15 protein-coding genes, 1 tRNA gene and 1 pseudogene are annotated in these 18,282 nt (G+C 56.1%); 11 read left to right on the top strand and 6 right to left on the bottom strand.

Annotated elements, in window-relative coordinates; all coding sequences use genetic code 11:
• The first annotated feature begins 103 nt into the window (after positions 1-103).
• From pdeN to yejF, 5 genes are read left to right on the top strand one after another with little or no spacing between them, the layout of a single operon-like run.
• On the top strand, positions 104-1,666 hold the full coding sequence (gene pdeN, locus AC6I8I_RS12800; protein ID WP_312055432.1) for a cyclic di-3',5'-guanosine monophosphate phosphodiesterase PdeN: 1,563 nt from the start codon (positions 104-106) through the stop codon (positions 1,664-1,666).
• Positions 1,667-1,704: 38 nt separating this feature from the next.
• On the top strand, positions 1,705-3,513 hold the full coding sequence (locus AC6I8I_RS12805; protein ID WP_497828663.1) for an extracellular solute-binding protein: 1,809 nt from the start codon (positions 1,705-1,707) through the stop codon (positions 3,511-3,513).
• A gap of 11 nt (positions 3,514-3,524) precedes the next feature.
• A complete protein-coding gene (locus AC6I8I_RS12810; RefSeq protein WP_497827927.1) occupies positions 3,525-4,616 on the top strand; it encodes a microcin C ABC transporter permease YejB in 1,092 nt (363 codons plus the stop codon).
• The gene (locus AC6I8I_RS12815; protein WP_497827928.1) at positions 4,616-5,638 is read left to right on the top strand and encodes an ABC transporter permease; all 1,023 of its coding nucleotides are present in this window, start codon (positions 4,616-4,618) and stop codon (positions 5,636-5,638) included. Before AC6I8I_RS12810 ends, AC6I8I_RS12815 begins: the two co-directional genes overlap by 1 nt.
• The gene (gene yejF, locus AC6I8I_RS12820) at positions 5,639-7,243 is read left to right on the top strand and encodes a microcin C ABC transporter ATP-binding protein YejF (protein ID WP_497827929.1); all 1,605 of its coding nucleotides are present in this window, start codon (positions 5,639-5,641) and stop codon (positions 7,241-7,243) included. It abuts the gene before it with no gap.
• On the opposite strand, the gene AC6I8I_RS12825 is transcribed toward yejF, so the two are convergent.
• From AC6I8I_RS12825 to rsuA, 3 genes are all read right to left on the bottom strand, one after another.
• Complete coding sequence (locus tag AC6I8I_RS12825) at positions 7,230-7,550, bottom strand: YejG family protein (RefSeq protein WP_312055429.1); 321 nt, start codon at positions 7,548-7,550, stop codon at positions 7,230-7,232. The two genes, yejF and AC6I8I_RS12825, sit on opposite strands and share 14 nt — an antisense overlap.
• 308 nt (positions 7,551-7,858) lie before the next feature.
• Positions 7,859-9,055 (bottom strand): Bcr/CflA family multidrug efflux MFS transporter, encoded by a 1,197-nt coding sequence (locus tag AC6I8I_RS12830; RefSeq protein WP_312759671.1) that lies wholly within the window; start codon positions 9,053-9,055, stop codon positions 7,859-7,861.
• Between the two features lie 64 nt (positions 9,056-9,119).
• Positions 9,120-9,839, bottom strand: coding sequence for a 16S rRNA pseudouridine(516) synthase RsuA (gene rsuA / locus AC6I8I_RS12835; protein ID WP_312759669.1), 720 nt, complete (start codon positions 9,837-9,839; stop codon positions 9,120-9,122).
• A 155-nt stretch (positions 9,840-9,994) separates the two neighbouring features.
• Between rsuA and radD the strand changes: the two genes are divergently transcribed.
• A complete protein-coding gene (gene radD / locus AC6I8I_RS12840) occupies positions 9,995-11,749 on the top strand; it encodes a DNA repair helicase RadD (RefSeq protein WP_312055426.1) in 1,755 nt (584 codons plus the stop codon).
• Between the two features lie 144 nt (positions 11,750-11,893).
• On the top strand, positions 11,894-12,178 hold the full coding sequence (rplY, locus tag AC6I8I_RS12845) for a 50S ribosomal protein L25 (RefSeq protein WP_013358540.1): 285 nt from the start codon (positions 11,894-11,896) through the stop codon (positions 12,176-12,178).
• A gap of 112 nt (positions 12,179-12,290) precedes the next feature.
• Here the strand turns inward: rplY and yejK are convergent, their stop codons facing one another.
• A complete protein-coding gene (gene yejK, locus AC6I8I_RS12850; RefSeq protein WP_312055425.1) occupies positions 12,291-13,295 on the bottom strand; it encodes a nucleoid-associated protein YejK in 1,005 nt (334 codons plus the stop codon).
• 158 nt (positions 13,296-13,453) lie between these two features.
• Between yejK and AC6I8I_RS12855 the strand changes: the two genes are divergently transcribed.
• From AC6I8I_RS12855 to AC6I8I_RS12870, 4 genes and pseudogenes are all read left to right on the top strand, one after another.
• Positions 13,454-13,681, top strand: coding sequence for a YejL family protein (locus AC6I8I_RS12855; RefSeq protein WP_009089108.1), 228 nt, complete (start codon positions 13,454-13,456; stop codon positions 13,679-13,681).
• Positions 13,682-13,703: 22 nt separating this feature from the next.
• Complete coding sequence (gene yejM / locus AC6I8I_RS12860) at positions 13,704-15,458, top strand: LPS biosynthesis-modulating metalloenzyme YejM (RefSeq protein ID WP_312055424.1); 1,755 nt, start codon at positions 13,704-13,706, stop codon at positions 15,456-15,458.
• A gap of 73 nt (positions 15,459-15,531) precedes the next feature.
• Positions 15,532-15,608, top strand: a tRNA-Pro gene (locus AC6I8I_RS12865).
• A gap of 359 nt (positions 15,609-15,967) precedes the next feature.
• Positions 15,968-16,731: pseudogene (locus AC6I8I_RS12870) on the top strand (IS3 family transposase).
• A gap of 56 nt (positions 16,732-16,787) precedes the next feature.
• On the opposite strand, the gene AC6I8I_RS12875 reads toward AC6I8I_RS12870, so the two are convergent.
• Positions 16,788-17,714: a hypothetical protein gene (locus AC6I8I_RS12875; protein WP_312055423.1), complete on the bottom strand. Its 927-nt coding sequence runs from the start codon at positions 17,712-17,714 to the stop codon at positions 16,788-16,790.
• 282 nt (positions 17,715-17,996) lie between these two features.
• Positions 17,997-18,209, bottom strand: a complete 213-nt coding sequence (locus AC6I8I_RS12880) for a hypothetical protein (RefSeq protein ID WP_497820347.1) — start codon at positions 18,207-18,209, stop codon at positions 17,997-17,999.
• Positions 18,210-18,282 lie beyond the last annotated feature (73 nt).

An 18,282-nucleotide genomic window follows, 5' to 3' on the forward strand; every position in this document is an offset into this window, starting at 1 on the left:
GAATAACGAGACATTCCCCGCCTTCTCGTTATATTCTCGGTCGCTTACACCGAAGCAGTCGTGCGCAATAACATAATAATAATTTTATCAGAGGAAGCACCTCATGCCACTGTCGGGGGCGCTGATGCGCCATGCAACCTATCCTCGTCGAATCGCATGGAGTAGCGCGATGATCGGCTGCCTGTTCTTTTTATTATTTTCTGCGCTATCGTTTAACCATCTCTGGCATAAGCGCGATCGGCAGCACCAGCAATTATTAGAGAACAGCCGAATGGCCCTACAGCAAACGCTCTCTTCTCTGATTAACAGCACGCTCAGCCCTCTGCTTCCATTCACCGAAACTCCCTGCCAGACCATTAATCGTGAACTGACCTCACGCGCCGCCTTTGCCGGTAATCTTCGCGCCATTCTGCTGATAAATAACGGTAACGCTTTTTGTTCCTCTGCCACCGGCAGCTTTAGCCTGCCGCTCAGCGTTATTGCGCCAATGAGTGATACGACACGCGACATTGATCTGCAACTGATGCGCGGCACGCCGCTGCAACCCAATAAACCGGCGCTGGCGCTGTGGATCAGGAATCCAGGCAGCGTCCAGTCCGGGGTGTTTGCCACCCTCAATATTACGCTGGCGCCCTATCTGTTGCTGGCGTCGCGCCAGTCAGAGATTACCGGCATGGCGCTGGTGGCGCAGCGTACGGCGTTAACCAGCTGGCAGCCGGGCGTAGTGGAAAACCACGGGCTGCCGCCGCCGTTACGGCAACAGTCCCTGCCCGGTTACCCGCTGCAGTTTGTGTTATATGGCTCGACGCTGGCGCTCAGCGATTATCAAAATATTGTGCTGATTAGCCTGTTGCTCTCCCTGCTGGTGACCGGCGGCGGCTGGCTGCTGCTGTCAGCCTATCAGCGTCCCGGCAAAGATCTGATCCAGGGAATCAAGCGTGGCGAGTTTCACATTGAATATCAGCCACTGGTGACCTCGCATGATGGTCAGCCCTACGGCATGGAAGCGCTACTGCGCTGGACTCACCCGACCGAGGGGCCGATCCCGCCGGATGTGTTTATCAGCTACGCCGAAGCGCAAAACCTGATTATTCCGCTGACCCGCCATCTGTTCCAGCTGGTGGCGCGTGATGCCCACCTGCTCTGCCACACCATTCCCCGCCATGCCAGCCTCAGCCTGAATATCTCTCCGCTGCATCTGGCGGATAGCTGCTTCCGCCAGGATGTGCTGCGCTGGCTCGACACCATGCCCGCCGCGCACTTCAGTTACGTGTTTGAAATCACCGAGCGTGCGATGGTGCGCGATGAAAATGTCGGCGAACTGTTTGACTGGCTGCATCAGCAGCAGATTAATATTGCGATTGATGACTTCGGCACCGGACACAGTGCGCTGATCTATCTGGAGCGTTATGCGTTTGATTACCTGAAGATCGATCGCGGTTTTGTGCAGAGCATCGGAACCGACACCCTGACCTCACCGGTACTGGATACGGTGTTACAGCTGGCGAAAAAGCTCAATCTGAAAAGCGTGGCGGAAGGCGTCGAAACCGGAGAACAGGCCGCCTGGCTGATCAATCGCGGCGTGACGCATCTGCAGGGTTACATTTTTAGCCGTCCGCTACGTCCCGAAACGCTGATAGACTATTTTCAGCGTCACGATGCCTGACGCGCGGAATCGAAAAATTACAGGAGAGCGTAAACGTGGTGCTGCTTCGTGCTGGATTTTTATTGCTGTGCGGCGTCCTGAGCGGCCCGCTGCTGGCCGCCAGCATTCAACACAGCTTCGCTTTTACCCAGGCGGGCACAGCGAAGTATCCGCCAGACTTCAGTCATTATGATTATGCCAATCCGCAGGCCCCCAAAGGCGGCAGCATCACCATGGCGGTGGTCGGCACCTACGACAACTTTAACCGCTACGCCTCGCGCGGCAATCCCGGCATCTACACGGAAGCCCTGTATGACGGGCTCTATACCGGCTCAGATGATGAGCCCGGCAGCTACTATCCGCTGATCGCCGACTCTGCCCGCAACGCCAGCGACTTTAGCTGGATCGAGATCCGTCTTAAACCGCAGGCCCGCTTCCAGGATGGCAGCCCGATCACCGCTCAGGACGTGGCCTTTTCGTTTGGCAAATTTATGACTGAAGGGGTGCCGCAGTTTCGCGTCGCCTATCGCGGCGTGACCGTAAAGCCGCTGGACCGCCTGACGGTGCGAATTGATGCCCAGCAGCCGGACAAAGATCGGATGCTGGGATTACTGACGCTGCCGGTGCTGGCTGAAAAATTCTGGCACGATAAAAAGTTCAACGAACCCCTGAGTTCGCCGCCGCTGTCGAGCGGTCCTTATCGCATCACTAAATGGAAGCCCGGTCAGTTCATTGAGTACAGCCGGGTAAAAGATTACTGGGCGGCCGATCTGCCGGTTAACCGCGGACGGTTTAATTTTGATCGCATCCGCTACGACTACTATCTGGATGACAACGTGGCGTTTGAGGCTTTTAAAGCGGGCGCGTTCGATTTACGGGAAGAGACCTCAGCCAAAAAATGGGCCACCCAGTATCGCGGCCGCCATTTCGACGATGGCAGCATTGTGAAAGAGACGTTGCCCAATCAGGCCGCGATTGATACCCGCTGGCTGGCGTTTAACAATGAAAAACCGCTGTTTCACGATCGCCGGGTCCGCCAGGCGCTGACGCTGGCGTTTGATTTTGAGTGGATGAACAAGGCGCTGTTCTATGGTGCTTATCAGCGTGCCAGCAGCTATTTCCAGAATACCGGGTTTGCCGCCCGCGGTGTGCCCGATGCGCAGCAGCAGGCATTGCTGGCTCCGTGGCGGGCGCAGTTGCCGCCTGACCTGTTCACCCAGCCCTATCACCCGCCGGTTACCGACGGCAGCGGTTACGATCGCGCCAGTCTGCTTCAGGCGTTTGCCTTGCTGAAACAGGCGGGCTGGCAGATTAACCATCGCCGGTTGGTGAACGAGAAAACCGGTCAGCCGTTTAGCGTTGAACTGCTGTTGCGCAGCGGCACCAGTACCGAATGGGCGCTACCGCTGCAGCACAATCTGGCGCGGCTCGGTATCACCCTGACTCTGCGCCAGGTGGACAGTTCACAGTATCTGCGGCGGCTGCGTGAGGGCGACTATGACATGATCGCCACCGCCTATTCTGCTATGCCGATCCCCTCCTCCAGTCTGCAGGTTTACTGGCAGTCGGACTACATCGCCTCGTCGTGGAATACCGCGCGGGTTAAAGATCCGCTGGTCGATCATTTCGTCAAACAGATTGTGGCGCATCAGGGCGATCTCCCTGCCCTTCGACCGCTGGCGCAGGTACTGGATCGCATTCTGCTGTGGAATGCCTATATGATTCCAATGTGGTACAACGCAGAGCAACGGCTGGCGTACTGGGATAAGTTTTCCCATCCGGCCGGCAAACCGGCTTACAGCCTCGGGCTGGAAAACTGGTGGTATGACGTGAACAAAGCTGCCCGGTTGCCGGCCAGCAAACGCTAAGGAGTGGACCGTTGGCAACTTACTTTCTGCGCAGGCTGTTGCTGATTATTCCCACCCTGTGGGCGATCATCACCCTTAACTTTTTTATTGTGCAGATTGCACCGGGCGGTCCGGTCGATCAGGCGCTGGCCAATATCCAGTTCGGTCAGACCACGGGTCTGGCTGGCGGCGGTGCCGACAGCGCGGGGTCCCGCGCCAGCCTGAATGCACTTAACCCGGCGGATAATCAGTATCGCGGCGCGCGCGGGCTGGATCCCGAGGTGATTGCGGAGATTAAGCAGCGCTACGGCTTTGATAAGCCGATCTGGCAACGCTATGGCGAAATGCTGTGGGACTATGCCCGCTTCGATTTTGGCGACAGCCTGTTTCGCAGCGCCTCGGTGCTGCAGCTGGTGAAAGAGAGTTTACCGGTGTCGATCAGTCTGGGCCTGTGGAGCACGCTGATTATCTATCTGGTGTCGATCCCGCTCGGCATCCGTAAAGCGGTACGCAACGGCAGCGCCTTTGATATCTGGAGCAGCACCTTCATCATTATTGGCTACTCGATTCCGGCCTTTCTGTTCGGCATCATGTTAATCGTGCTGTTTGCCGGCGGCAGCTATCTCGACTGGTTTCCGCTGCGCGGCCTCACCTCACCGCAGCATGACAGCCTGCCCTGGTACGGCCAGGTGCTTGATTATTTCTGGCACATCGCGCTGCCGGTGCTGGCAACGGTGATTGGCGGCTTTGCTACTCTGACCATGCTGACAAAAAACGCCTTTCTGGATGAGATCCGTAAACTGTACGTGGTCACCGTCCGCGCCAAAGGGGTGCCGGAGCGCCGCATTCTGTATCACCACGTGTTCCGCAATGCGATGCTGCTGGTGATTGCCAGCTTCCCCGCCACCTTTATCAGCATGTTTTTCACCAGTTCGGTGCTGATCGAAGTGATATTTTCACTTAACGGCCTCGGACTGCTCGGCTATAACGCGACCCTGCAGCGCGACTACCCGGTGATGTTTGGTACGCTCTATATTTTCACCCTGATCGGCCTGCTGATGAATGTTCTCAGCGACTTAACCTATACGCTGGTCGATCCCCGCATTGATTTCGAGGGCCGCTGATGCGCTTATCTCCCCTGAATCAGCAGCGCTGGCAGCGCTTTCGCCATAACCGACGTGGCTACTGGTCGCTGTGGCTCTTTCTGGTTATTTTCCTGCTGTCGCTCGGTGCCGAGCTGATCGCCAATGACAAGCCGCTGCTGGTGCATTATCAGCAGCGCTGGTATTTGCCGCTGCTGTTTGACTACAGCGAGACCGATTACGGCGGCGTGCTGGCAACCGCCGCCGATTATCAGGACCCCTGGTTGCGGCAGCGGATAGATCAGCAAGGCTGGGCGATCTGGGCGCCGATCCGCTTCAGTGACAGCACCATCAATTTTGCCACCCAGGTGCCCTTCCCTTCCCCGCCTTCGGCGCAGAACTGGCTGGGCACCGACGCAACCGGCGGTGATGTGATGGCGCGTCTGCTGTACGGCACGCGTATTTCACTGCTGTTTGGCCTGCTGCTGACGCTGTTTTCCAGCGTGATCGGTATGGTGGTCGGCGCGGTGCAGGGCTATTTCGGCGGCAGGATTGATCTGATTGGACAACGGCTGATTGAAGTCTGGTCCGGCATGCCGTCGTTGTTTCTGCTGATTTTGCTCTCCAGCGTGATTCAGCCTGGTTTCTGGTGGCTGCTGCTGGTGACGGTGACCTTTGGCTGGATGAGCCTGGTTAGCGTGGTGCGGGCCGAGTTCCTGCGCACCCGCAACTTCGACTATATCCGCGCGGCACAGGCGCTGGGCGTCAGTGACAGCCGGATTATGCTGCGCCATATGCTGCCGAATGCGATGGTGGCCACCCTGACCTTCCTGCCGTTTATTCTGTGTGGATCGATTACCACACTGACCTCGCTCGATTTCCTCGGCTTTGGTTTGCCGCTCGGTTCGCCGTCGCTGGGGGAACTGCTGCTGCAGGGTAAAAATAATCTGCAGGCGCCGTGGCTCGGCCTGGCGGGCTTTTTCTCACTGGCGATCCTGTTATCGCTGCTGATTTTTATCGGCGAAGCGGTACGTGACGCCTTCGATCCCGGCAAAGGAGTCTGAATGACTGCGCCACTGCTTGCTATCAACCACCTTTCGGTCGCCTTTCGTCAGGGCGAACGGCTGCAGCGGGTGGTGGATGAGGTTTCATTACGCGTTGAGGCCGGTGAAACGCTGGCGCTGGTGGGCGAATCGGGTTCCGGCAAAAGTGTCACCGCCCTGTCAGTGATGCGGCTGCTGCCTCCCTCGACGGTCGCCTGGCCGGGCGGGGAGATCCTGTTCAACGGTGAGGATCTGCTGCGCGCCAGCGAGCAGCGGCTGCGCGGCATTCGCGGCAACCAGATCGCGATGATCTTTCAGGAGCCGATGGTGTCACTTAATCCGCTGCATACCGTGGAGAAGCAGCTGTACGAAGTGCTGTCGCTGCATCGCGGTATGCGGCCTGCGGCGGCACGCGGCGAAATCCTCAGCGTGCTGGATCGGGTCGGCATCCGCCAGCCCGCCGCCCGGCTGCACGATTTTCCGCATCAGCTGTCGGGCGGCGAACGTCAGCGGGTGATGATCGCCATGGCGCTTTTAACCCGGCCAGCACTGCTGATCGCTGATGAGCCGACCACCGCGCTCGATGTGACGGTGCAGGCACAGATTCTGGCCCTGCTGCGCGAGCTGCAACGCGAATTCAACATGGGGATGCTGTTTATCACTCATAACCTGAATATTGTGCGTCAGCTGGCGGATAGCGTCAGCGTGATGCGTCAGGGAAAGGTGGTTGAGCAGAATCGCTGCCAGACGCTGCTCAGTCAGCCGCAGCATCCCTACACCCAACAGCTGCTGGCGGCAGAGCCGGAAGGCAGGCCATTGCCGCTGCCCGCCGACGCGCCGGTGATCCTGCAGGTCGATCGGCTTCGGGTCAGTTTCCCGTTACGCCGTGGCCTGTTCCGCCGCCAGGTGGGCGAAAAACGGGCGCTCTCTGCGCTGAGTTTTACCCTGCGGCGCGGCGAAAGTCTCGGACTGGTGGGTGAATCCGGCTCAGGTAAAAGCACCACCGGCCTGGCGCTGCTGCGGCTGATTGAGGCCGGCGGCGAGGTCTGGTTTGATGGCCAGCCGCTGCATCAGCTGTCACGGCGGCAACTGCTACCGCTGCGTCGGCGCATTCAGGTGGTGTTTCAGGACCCGAACTCTTCGCTTAATCCGCGGATGACGGTGCAGCAGATTATCGCCGAAGGGCTGGCGGTGCATCAGCCCGAGCTGACCGCACAGCAGCAGGAACAGCAGGTTATCGCGGTGATGCAGGAGGTCGGGCTGGAGGTGGAGAGCCGTCATCGCTATCCGGCGGAATTTTCCGGTGGCCAGCGGCAACGCATCGCCATTGCCAGGGCGCTGATCCTTGAACCGGAGATGCTGGTGCTGGATGAGCCGACCTCGTCGCTCGATCGCACGGTACAGAAACAGATCCTGACGCTGTTGCGTCGGCTACAGCAGCAGCGCCAGCTGAGCTATCTGTTTATCAGTCACGATCTTGAGGTGGTGCGCGCCCTGTGCCATCAGCTTATCGTGCTGCGTCAGGGGGAAGTGGTGGAACAGGGGGAGTGTGAAATGCTGTTTGCCTCGCCTGCGGCGGAATACACCTGCGAACTGCTGCGTTCAGCGCAACTCAGCGAGCGATAAACGTTTCGGCAATCGCCACGCCCTGATTTTTCAGGCAGCAGTTGGTGGCACTTTCGTCGCGGCGCTGGATAAACAGGCAAGGCTGCCCTTCGCACTCGGCGACTTTACAGTCGACCTGGATGTCAGCCAGCACCTCTTTCAGCTGCTGCAGGATCTCCCAGGCCGGAATGCCGTCGTGGCTGATTAACCGCAGCGCGATAAAATCCTGATCGTCCAGCGTGGTGTCATCCGCTTCGATGGCACTGTGATGATCGCTGGTCCAGCGAAAATGCTGTGGTAAGCGATGCACAATCGAAAGTTGCAGCATAGTTATCAATGTCCCCAGGAGTATTTACTTCGCCATCCCTTTGTGGTGGTCGCCCGGTGTCACGGCGTCGGTGTCCGGACGTCAAGGCCCGGCTTCTCATTTCCCACTAAAGCGAATCGCTGAATTTATTTTTTTGCGAGTGGTATCGCAATTCAGGCTATATGTACCGCGTTCGGCAGCACTTAACAATCATTTTAGACGCAATGTGGTTACTTTTTTAGCTAAATATTTTCACAATATCGAAACAAAGTGGCATAGCCGATCGGGCCGTCCGGGATAACCGTGACGGCCTGACTCGCTGAATGCGCTTAATGCGAGGCGTGACGTGGACGGGAAGCGTAGAAGAACAGCAGCAGAGAAAGCGTGGCGCACAGCGCGATGGTGCCAACCATCGGCCAGGCACTGTTAAAACTGACCAGCGACAGCAGCGCGCCGACCAACGCACCCACGCCGAAGCGCAACGTGCCGGCCAGCGAGGAGGCGGTGCCTGCCATATGCGGGAACTCATCAAGGATTACCGCCATCGCGTTCGATGAGACCATCGATACACAACCGATAAACATCGCCACCCCGAACACCAGCGGCAAAAAGCCAAGATCAAAGGCGCTGACGATCAGCAGCCAGATGCCCATGCAGAACTGAATCAACAGGCCGAGACGGAACATCGCTACCGGGCCAAAACGGCGCACTGCGCGGCTGTTAATCAGGGTTAAGATGAACAAAAACACCACATTGAGGCCGAAGTAATAGCCAAAGTTTTGCGGTGAAACGTGGTTCAGTTCGATGTAGACAAAGGGACCGGCGTTGAGAAAGGTAAACAGTCCGGCAAACGAAAAACCGCTCGACAGCATGTAGCTGAAGGCGCGTTTGTGCCGAAACAGGATCACGAAATTTCCCAGCGTGGTGCGCAGATGAAAACGCTGTCGCTGCTCGGGTTTCAGGGTTTCGCGAATCTGGGTAGTCACCAGCACCGTGGTGATCACCGCCGCCGCCGACAGCGCCCAGAAAATGGCGTGCCAGTTCCAGATCAACAGCAGCCAGCCGCCGATAATCGGCGCCAGCAGCGGCGCAATGGTGGTGATCAGCATCACGAACGACATCATGCGTGAGAAGTCCTCTTTCGAGTAACTGTCACGCATCAGGGCATTGATCACCACGCTGGCGGCAGCGGCCGATAATCCATGCAGAAAACGCATGGCGATAAGCTGATCGATAGTCTGCGACAGCGCACAGGCCGCGGCGGCGACGGCAAAAATCAGCGTACCGAGGGCAATCACCGGCTTACGGCCGTAGCTGTCGGCCAGCGGGCCGTAAATCAACTGGCCGATGGCGAACCCGAGGATGTAGAGGTTGAGCGTCATCTGCACGCTACCGGCAGAAACACCAAACTCACGCGCAATTTGCGGCATCGCCGGCAGATACATGTCAATCGACAGCGGCATCAACATCGCTAACAGACCGAGGATTACCACCAATCCTATCGGCGAATTCTTTTCCTTGCGCACACCCTCTCCTGCCCTTGCTGATTAAACCGTTCGGCCGCTGCGCGCTTGCAGTCAGCCAGCGCTGTTATTTTACCTGCAGCTCTTTCGGCATGCCGATACTGGCGATCTCGTCGGCGGTTAATGGCCGGTATTCACCCGGTTCCAGATCCGCATCCAGCGAAATATCACCGATTCGCTCGCGATGCAGGCCCACCACCCGATTACCGACGGCAGCAAACATCCGTTTCACCTGATGGTAACGCCCTTCGCTCAGGGTCAGCAGCACCTCGGTTGGGGTAATCACCTCCAGCTGTGCCGGTTTGGTCAGGCTTTTTTCATTGTGCAGCTGCACGCCAGCCGTAAACTGCGCGGCGGTATCGTCGCTAACCGGCGATTCCAGCATCACCCGATAGGTTTTCTCGCAGTGATGGCGCGGCGAGGTGATGCGGTGTGACCACTGGCCGTCATCCGTCAGCAGCACCAGCCCGGTGGTATCAATGTCGAGACGCCCGGCGGCGTGCAGTTTGAATGCCATCGGCTCTTCGATAAAATAGATGATGGTCGGATGATCGGGATCGTCGGTTGAACAGACGTAACCCTGCGGCTTATTCAGCATGAAGTAGCGTGGCCCGGTCTGCATCTGCAGTACGTTGCCGTCATATTCGACCTCGTGGTCGGGCAGCAGTTTGAAGGCGGTGTCGCGCACCACTTCACCGTTAACGGTGACACGCTGGCCACGGATCTCGCGATGAGCGATGGCACGGCTGATTTCCAGTTGCTGAGAGATGAATTTGTCGAGTCGCATGAATTCGTTTTGCCTGTTACTGCGGAGGGAACCTGAAACGGCCTGGTTAACCGTTGAAAATGTACGGGAAGTATAGCGTGATCCGCGCCGGTCTGACAGCGCGTTTACCGCGCTTTCGTGGCATAATTACCCTCAGTTTGCCAAAAGTGATAGCCATGTCTTTTACCTTACGCCCCTATCAACAGGACGCGGTCAATGCCACCGTTGCGCATTTCCGTCGTCATCACCATCCTGCGGTTATTGTGCTGCCGACCGGTGCCGGAAAAAGTCTGGTGATTGCCGAGCTGGCCCGGCTGGCGCGCGGCCGGGTACTGGTGCTGGCGCACGTGAAAGAACTGGTGGCGCAGAACCACAGTAAATATCAGGCCTACGGTCTGGAGGCGGATATCTTTGCCGCCGGTCTGCAGCGAAAAGAGAGTCAGCGCAAAGTGGTGTTTGGCAGCGTGCAGTCGGTCGCCCGCAACCTGGACCAGTTCGACAGCGCCTTTTCACTGGTGATTGTCGATGAGTGCCACCGCATTGGCGATGACAAAGAGAGCCAGTATCAGCAAATTTTTAACCATCTGCGGCAGCATAATCCGCAGTTGCGGCTGCTCGGCCTGACGGCCACCCCGTTCCGCCTCGGAAAGGGCTGGATTTACCAGTTTCACTACCATGGCATGGTTCGCGGTGATGAAAAGGCGCTGTTTCGTGACTGTATTTACGAGCTGCCGCTGCGCTACATGATTAAACATCAGTTTCTGGTGCCGCCGGAGCGGCTCGATATGCCGGTGGTGCAGTATGATTTTAGCCGCCTGACGGCACAGTCCAACGGCCTGTTCAGTGAAGCCGATCTCAACCGCGAACTGAAACAGCAGCAGCGCGTGACGCCACATATCATCCGCCAGATTGTCGAGTTCGCAGAAGATCGACACGGCGTGATGATTTTTGCTTCTACGGTCGAACACGCGGGTGAAATTCTGCGGCTGTTACCCGTCAACAGCGCCCTGATATCAGCGGAAACCCCGGCCAAAGAGCGCGATGCGCTGATTGTGGCGTTTAAGGCGCAGCAACTGAAGTTTCTGGTTAACGTCGCGGTGCTGACCACCGGTTTTGATGCACCGCACGTAGATCTGATCGCCATTCTGCGTCCGACGGAATCGGTCAGCCTGTATCAGCAAATTGTGGGCCGCGGCCTGCGGCTGTCACCGGGTAAAACCGACTGCCTGATCCTTGATTACGCCGGTAACCCGCACGACCTGTTTACCCCGGAAGTAGGCGCGCCCAAAGGTGCCAGTGATAATCAGCCGGTCCAGGTGTTCTGCCCGGCCTGTGGCTTTGCCAATACCTTCTGGGGCAAAGCCACCGCCGACGGCATGGTGATTGAGCATTTTGGCCGCCGCTGTCAGGGCGTGCTGGAAGATGACGACGGTGAGCGCGAGCAGTGCGACTTCCGCTTCCGCTTCAAGAGCTGCCCCGACTGCGGTGCAGAAAATGATATTGCCGCCCGGCGCTGTCACCAGTGCGACAAAATTCTGGTCGATCCGGACGACATGCTGAAGGCGGCGCTGAAATTAAAAGATGCGCTGGTGCTGCGCTGCGGCGGAATGACGCTGGAACAGGGCCGCGATGCCAAAGGTGAATGGCTGAAAGCCACCTATTACGATGAGGAAGGCACCAGCGTCAGCGAACGTTTTCGCCTGCAGACGCCGGCGCAACGCAAGGCGTTTGAGCAGCTGTTTATGCGCCCGCATCAGCGTGCGCCGGGCGTGCCGCTTGGCTGGCAAACTGCGGCCGACGTGCTGGCGCTGCAGCCGTTACTGCGCCATCCCGATTTTGTGGTGGCGCGGGCCAAAGGCCAGTTCTGGCAGATCCGCGAGAAGATGTTTGACTATCAGGGCCGCTTCCGTCGCGCCAACGAACTGCGTTAAGCGCCGCGCGGGCCGGTATATCGTTTGCCACCACCTGGCATAACGGCTATACTGCCGCCCGCTTTTGCATGTGCATCAGCGGTATTGAATAACCAGCCTGTTACTGGGTCGCCTGTAGCAGGAATTAAATAAAGAGATATATTAATGCTCACTATCAATGCAGTAGAACGTAAAGAGCAGGGTAAGGGTGCGAGCCGCCGCCTGCGTACAGCAAACCGTTTCCCGGCCATCATTTACGGTGGTTCTGAAGCGGCTGTTGCCATCGACCTGGATCACGACTCCGTAATGAACCTGCAAGCTAAGCCAGGTTTCTACGACGAAGTCCTGACCCTGTCTGTTGACGGTAAAGAAACCAAAGTGAAAGTTCAGGCTGTTCAGCGTCACCCGTTCAAGCCAAAACTGTTTCACATCGACTTCGTTCGCGCTTAATCGCGAGCTTGGTTGAAAGCAGAAGGGCCGGTTGCGAAACCGGCCCTTTTCTTTTGGCGCTGCCGGGTGAAAACGGTGGCACGCAGGTAAAGCCGGGCTTAGCCCGGCTTTTTTATTTGCTGCTGGTCCGGCGCTGAAGCTGATCGCGCAGGTTCGGCGGCGTGCCTTTGATGGTCAGGGTATCGGTGGCCGGATCCCAGAAAATGCGTTCTCCTAACAGCATCGCATCAAAATTCAGCGTCAGTCCCCCGCCGCTGCCGGCAAATTTGGTTAACTGCCGCAGGGTGCTGCGGTCAGCCGGGAAACTCTCTTCCAGCTCGTAACCCTGCTCCTGGGTAAACGCCTGGAAGGTTTTTTCGCCCAGCGGCGGCAGCTCGCCCGACAGTTCTTCCAGCGCAATCTCTTCACCCGCCTGCAGCTGCTCGTTGCAGTAGCTGTAGACCTGCTGCCGGTAGTTCTGACGCTCCTGCTTATCGAGATTCGACTCGCTGCAGTAATCATCCACCGCCTGTAACAGACCGCGGTTCTGCGCTTTGGTGTCTAAGCCCACCTCAGCACCGAGGAAATCCATAAAGAAGTCAGCCACTTTACGTCCAACGCGACCGCGCAGGAAGGTCAGGTAACGGGTTGATTCCGGGTTAGTTTCCCATTCGGTCAGGTCGATACGCGCCACAATATCGGCATGATTAATGTCGAGATAATGGGTACTGCTGATGTCCATCTGCTCGTTAACCCGCATGCTCGACTGGCTGTTGAGCACCGCAATCAGCAGATAGTCCACTGCCAGATAGCGATAGTGAACAAACAGCACCACGCCGCCTTCGGCAAACGGATATTTTGCCAGCTCATCACGCAGGCGACCGGTGGCCGCCCGGCTAAAAGCGAGAAAATCATCGTTGCCCTGGCGACAATTACGCAGCGCGTCCGCCAGTTCACTCTCCGGGGTAAACAGGCCATAGGCTTTGCTTTTCGCGCTGTAAACCCGGTGCAGCTCCTCCACCATGGCGTTAACCGTGTTGGTAGCGGGTAACAGCGAATCGCGTAGCACCAGTTCAAGCTGGTTTTCATCGCGTTTAATTAACTGATGCAGGGCAATCTGGTCGATATCCAGACTCATGGTAGACTCTCCTTTTAGCACAGGCGCGTATTCAAACACCGCCGGCATCGGCTTTCAACTCCATGCGTAAAGCGAACAGTGCGCTTTCGATAAAATTGCGGAAAAAAGGTCGCTGTTCCGGTAATATATCGCCTTTTGAAATGAGCTCAGATAACGATATGCCACAATCTTCCCGTTACAGTGACGAACGCGTGGAACAACTCCTCGCGGAAATGGCCCAAATCCTGCAGAAGGACAAGGCCCCGACCGATCTTTCCCTGATGGTGCTGGGAAACATGGTGACTAATTTGATTAACAGCGATGTCGCCCCTGCGCAACGTCGTTCACTGGCCCGATCTTTCGCTGATGCCTTGCAGGCGTCGGTACGTGACGATAACGCCCATTAATTTGCTGATTTGATCTCATAATATGGTAACCAACCGGCAGCGCTACCGCGAAAAAGTCTCCCAGATGATCAGTTGGGGGCACTGGTTTGCTCTGTTTAACATCCTTTTCGCGCTGATTTTAGGCAGTCGCTACCTGTTGGTCGCTGACTGGCCTTCTTCGCTGGCGGGGCGTATTTACGCCTATAGCAGCTGGATTGGCCACTTCAGTTTTATCGTTTTTGCCGCCTATCTGTTGATCATCTTCCCGCTGACTTTTGTGGTGATGTCGCAACGGCTGTTGCGGGTGATCTCGGCGGTGGTCGCCACCGCCGGGCTGACGCTGGTGATGGTCGACAGTGCGGTGTTCAGCCGCTTCCACCTGCACCTCAATCCGGTGGTGTGGGAGCTGGTGATCAACCCCGACCAGAGCGAGATGGCGCGTGACTGGCAGCTGATGTTTATCAGCGTGCCGCTGATCTTCCTGGTACAGATGCTGTTTGCCACCTGGAGCTGGCAGAAGCTGCGCAGCCTCAATCGCCGTTCATTTGGTAAACCGGTTGCCGCACTGTTTATCAGCGCCTTCTTTGCCAGCCATCTGATGTATATCTGGGCTGATGCCAACTTCTATCGCCCGATTACCATGCAGCGCGCTAACCTGCCGCTCTCCTATCCGATGACCGCCCGTCGCTTCCTTGAGCGTCATGGCTTACTGGATGCGCAGGAGTATCAGCGTCGTCTGGTGCAGCAAGGCGATCCGGAAGCGGTGTCGGTTGAATATCCGCTGAGTGAGATTACCTTCCGCGACGCAGGCACCCGCAATAATCTGTTGGTACTGACCGTCGATGGCCTGAATAACGCTACGCTGGCAAAAGCGCTGCCGCAGCTGAATCAGTTTGCCAGTGAAAATGTGCGCTTTACCCAGCACTACAGCGCCGGCGATACGCCGGAAAAAGGGCTGTTTGGCCTGTTTTACGGTATCTCTTCCAGCTACATGAACGGGATACTGGCGTCGCGTACGCCGTCTGCCCTGCTCGGAGCACTCAGCACCCAGGGCTATCAGTTCGGCCTGTTTTCGTCTGAAGGGTTTAATCCCCCACTCTATCGTCAGGCGCTGCTGACCGATTACACCCTGCCCGCCAGCAACAGTCAGCCCAATGCCAGTACCGTCAGCCAGTGGCAGAACTGGCTGGAGAAACAGCACGATGCCAGCAATCCGTGGTTCTCGTGGGTGGCGCTGAATGGCCCGGACGTTTCTGGCGACAACGCGAAAGCACGCCAGCGCAGCTATCTGCGTCAGGCACCGGCGGTTGATGAGCAGATTAGCGCGGTGCTTAATACCCTGCAGGCGCGTGATTTACTGAAAAATACCGTGGTGGTGATTACCGCCCAGCGTGGACTGGCGCTGGAAGGGAATCCTGACAGTGCCGGAAATCGGGAGACCCTGCAGGTGCCGCTGGTGATTCACTGGCCAGATACCCCTGCGCAAACGGTGGATCGTCTTTCTGACCATCAGGACGTGATGGCGACGCTGATGCAGCGCCTGCTGCATGTCCGCACCAATCCGGTTAACTATTCGCAGGGCGAAGATCTGTTTGCCGCACGCCGTCGCCACGACTGGGTTGCCAGTAGCGAAGAGAACAAGCTGGTGATTACCACGCCGCAGGTGACGCTGGTGTTGAACAACAACGGCAGCTACCGCGCCTATGATGCGCACGGCAAGGCGTTAAAAGATCATAAACCGGAGCTGGCATTGCTGTTACAGGTGCTGACGGAAGAGAAGCGATTTATCGCTAACTGATTAATAATGAGGCAAATAGTCGGCTGGCGTCTTGCATTCATGGCGAGAACCAGTAGACTGACTGTCCAGTGTTCGGCACGTAGCGCAGCCTGGTAGCGCACGGTCATGGGGTGTCCGGGGTCGGAGGTTCAAATCCTCTCGTGCCGACCAAATTACTCTAATAGGTCAAAGGGTTAATCGAAAGGTTAGCCCTTTTACTTTATGGCCTTTTCTGCACCTGTGCAATTCCCCCTTGTGTACACTCTCCCCTTCTTCTTGCCCCTTTTCCTTCCCATGACAGGACTGAATATCGCTGTGCTCTATTCCTACGCTCCAGCAACTGACGTTGCGTTCGCTATGCTGCTCCCAAGGCTGCGCTACGTGCCTCTCTTTAACGCATTTCATGCACGCTATGACGTAATACACATGACGCATTGTGAACGCACAGAGGTAACTGTGTAGTGGCACACTGAATTTGGCCACCTGAACAGAGGTGATATCATCACCTCATAGTCAAAACAGGTGACATTATGACCGGACGTAACAGACGCAATTTTAGCCCCGGGTTTCGCCTCGAAGCTGCCCAGCTTGTACTCGATCAGCACTACACCGTTGCCGCCGCTGCCACAGCGATGAGTGTCGGCAAATCCACGATGGACAAATGGGTTCGACAACTGAAAGATGAGCGAGCGGGAAAATCACCCATAGCTTCACCCATGACACCTGAGCAGAAGGAACACCTAGAGATCCCCCATTATCCGGAACACCAGTTTGCTGTAACCGGGCCTAATCAGGTCTGGTGCGGTGATGTGACTTATATCTGGACGGGTAAACGCTGGGCTTATCTGGCCGTAGTGCTTGATCTGTTTTCCCGTAAACCGACTGGCTGGGCTATGTCATTTTTCCCGGATTCTGTACTGACAGCTAAAGCGCTGTCGATGGCCTGGGAATCACGAGGAAAGCCGGCTAATTTACTGTATCACCCGGATCAAGGCAGCCACTATACCAGCAGGAATTTCAGACAGTTACTGTGGAGATATCAGATAAAGCAAAGCCTGAGTCGCCGGGGAATTGCTGGGATAACAGCCCAATGGAACGGTTCTTCAGAAGCCTGAAAACAGAGTGGGTACCGGATAATGGCTACGCTAATTTTAGCGAAGTCCGCACGGCAATAACGAATTACATCACAGGATATTACAGCCAGCTCAGACCCCATCAATATAATGGTGGTTTGACGCCGGATGAATCAGAAAGATTGTTCTGGAAAAACTCTAAAGCCGTGGCCAGTTTTTGATGACCACTACATGGCGTCCCCTTAGAGAACATCAACCAGAGCGGCATAGCTCACCGTTAGAAATTATCAGCAGCCGATTTACCTGATCGTTGTCCACCCTGACCACGAGCGCCCATAGCGTGAGCGTGTGCGTTGCTATTGCCGTTGTTATCACCCTGAACGTGTGAACCTCCATGAGAATGGTTCTCACGTCCACCTTTAATGGTTGTACGCTGGAAAGCGGCAATGTATGGAACGGATACCTGTATAGCAGGATCAATAGCAGCCAGTGCGCCAGCCGTTGTAGCATGTGTAACGCCATTAATCGAGACGCTAACCGGAGTATCTGGATGCAGGGTAGCGGCTGAAACGTTGATAGATGCAGGAGCCACAGCAGTAGATACCGTTGCTGCAGGAGCGACAGCAGTAGATACCGTTGCTGTAGGAGCAACAGCAGTAGATACAGTTGCTGCAGGAGCGACAGCAGTAGATACCGTTGCTGTAGGAGCGACAGCAGTAGATACCGTTGCTGTAGGAGCGACACCGATAGCTTTTTGCTGTTGCTGTGTAATACCGGCACGGTAAGCCGTGGCATTCACTACCGGGCCTTGTGTAACGGGTGTACCGGTAGGATCATTTTTCACCGGCTGATTAACAGCAGCATATTTAGCAGCAGTAAGAGCGGCGTTATAGGCTCTTGCCGCTGTAGCAGCGTAATTGTGTGCGTCAGCCGCTGTATTACGTTCAGGTTGTGCCGGTGCGGTAGTGCCAGCAGGAATAGAACCGGCATAGGTTCCACCTGTCATGGCCTCTATGCGGCTGATACCTGCGTTAATGTTATTGTGACCGTCTGTGATTTGGTTAGGCGCTTGTGCGTTGCTGATCTGGTTCAAGCCCTGATTGATTTGCTGGATAGCGGCGTCATGTTCACTAGGGTTGTATGCAGCGTTAGCAGCAGGAACAGAGACAGCCAGAACAAGAAGCGCAATTACTTTAAATTTCATTTTTTTATAAACTCAGTAAAATTGAGTGGTTACAAGCTACTAAAAGAACAAGTGCCACACTGTGTAAGCCATCAAAGCCCACCCCACCAAAACCATTATGTTGCTACGTGTGCAATTTATTCTCGTTGGTGCGGAGTCCTGTTTTTAGTATTAGTGGGTAAGATCAAATAACTTCCGTATGCGTTCAATGTTTGAATTCATCTGTTCGCGTTCATGCTTGAAACTTATTCCGTATCGAATGAACCATTCAGAATCAACACCAGGTAATGCCTTTTCTGGTGCTTATTTGCATTTATCATATGATGCTATTTTACGCTCAAATTCAGCTGGAAGTTTTCCGGCATCCTCTGACTCAGCATAGCTCATTCCATAAGCTTGACCTGTAAGATCTTGACCTGCTACCACGCCTTTACATTCTATCCTCTTCTCAGCAGCAGCCCAGCGAAGCAACCGGGAAAGAAGCTGTACTTCTAAACGCACTGTTGAACCGCTCACCTCTTTGATCCGCCTCTGTCTGTACGTCACTACAATCAGCTAAGCCAAAGCGTTAAGCGGACGCAAAGCGCGC

Source organism: Pantoea sp. X-Soil-YNGN-775 (assembly GCF_059730575.1).

Bases quoted from the DNA above. Each gene is read 5' to 3' on its own strand.
- pdeN (WP_312055432.1), top strand. From the start codon at position 104: ATGCCACTGTCGGGGGCGCTGATGCGCCATGCAACCTATCCTCGTCGA.
- AC6I8I_RS12815 (WP_497827928.1), top strand. From the start codon at position 4,616: ATGCGCTTATCTCCCCTGAATCAGCAGCGCTGGCAGCGCTTTCGCCAT.
- yejF (WP_497827929.1), top strand. From the start codon at position 5,639: ATGACTGCGCCACTGCTTGCTATCAACCACCTTTCGGTCGCCTTTCGT.
- AC6I8I_RS12825 (WP_312055429.1), bottom strand. From the start codon at position 7,550: ATGCTGCAACTTTCGATTGTGCATCGCTTACCACAGCATTTTCGCTGG.
- rsuA (WP_312759669.1), bottom strand. From the start codon at position 9,839: ATGCGACTCGACAAATTCATCTCTCAGCAACTGGAAATCAGCCGTGCC.
- radD (WP_312055426.1), top strand. From the start codon at position 9,995: ATGTCTTTTACCTTACGCCCCTATCAACAGGACGCGGTCAATGCCACC.
- rplY (WP_013358540.1), top strand. From the start codon at position 11,894: ATGCTCACTATCAATGCAGTAGAACGTAAAGAGCAGGGTAAGGGTGCG.
- yejK (WP_312055425.1), bottom strand. From the start codon at position 13,295: ATGAGTCTGGATATCGACCAGATTGCCCTGCATCAGTTAATTAAACGC.
- AC6I8I_RS12855 (WP_009089108.1), top strand. From the start codon at position 13,454: ATGCCACAATCTTCCCGTTACAGTGACGAACGCGTGGAACAACTCCTC.
- yejM (WP_312055424.1), top strand. From the start codon at position 13,704: ATGGTAACCAACCGGCAGCGCTACCGCGAAAAAGTCTCCCAGATGATC.
- AC6I8I_RS12875 (WP_312055423.1), bottom strand. From the start codon at position 17,714: ATGAAATTTAAAGTAATTGCGCTTCTTGTTCTGGCTGTCTCTGTTCCT.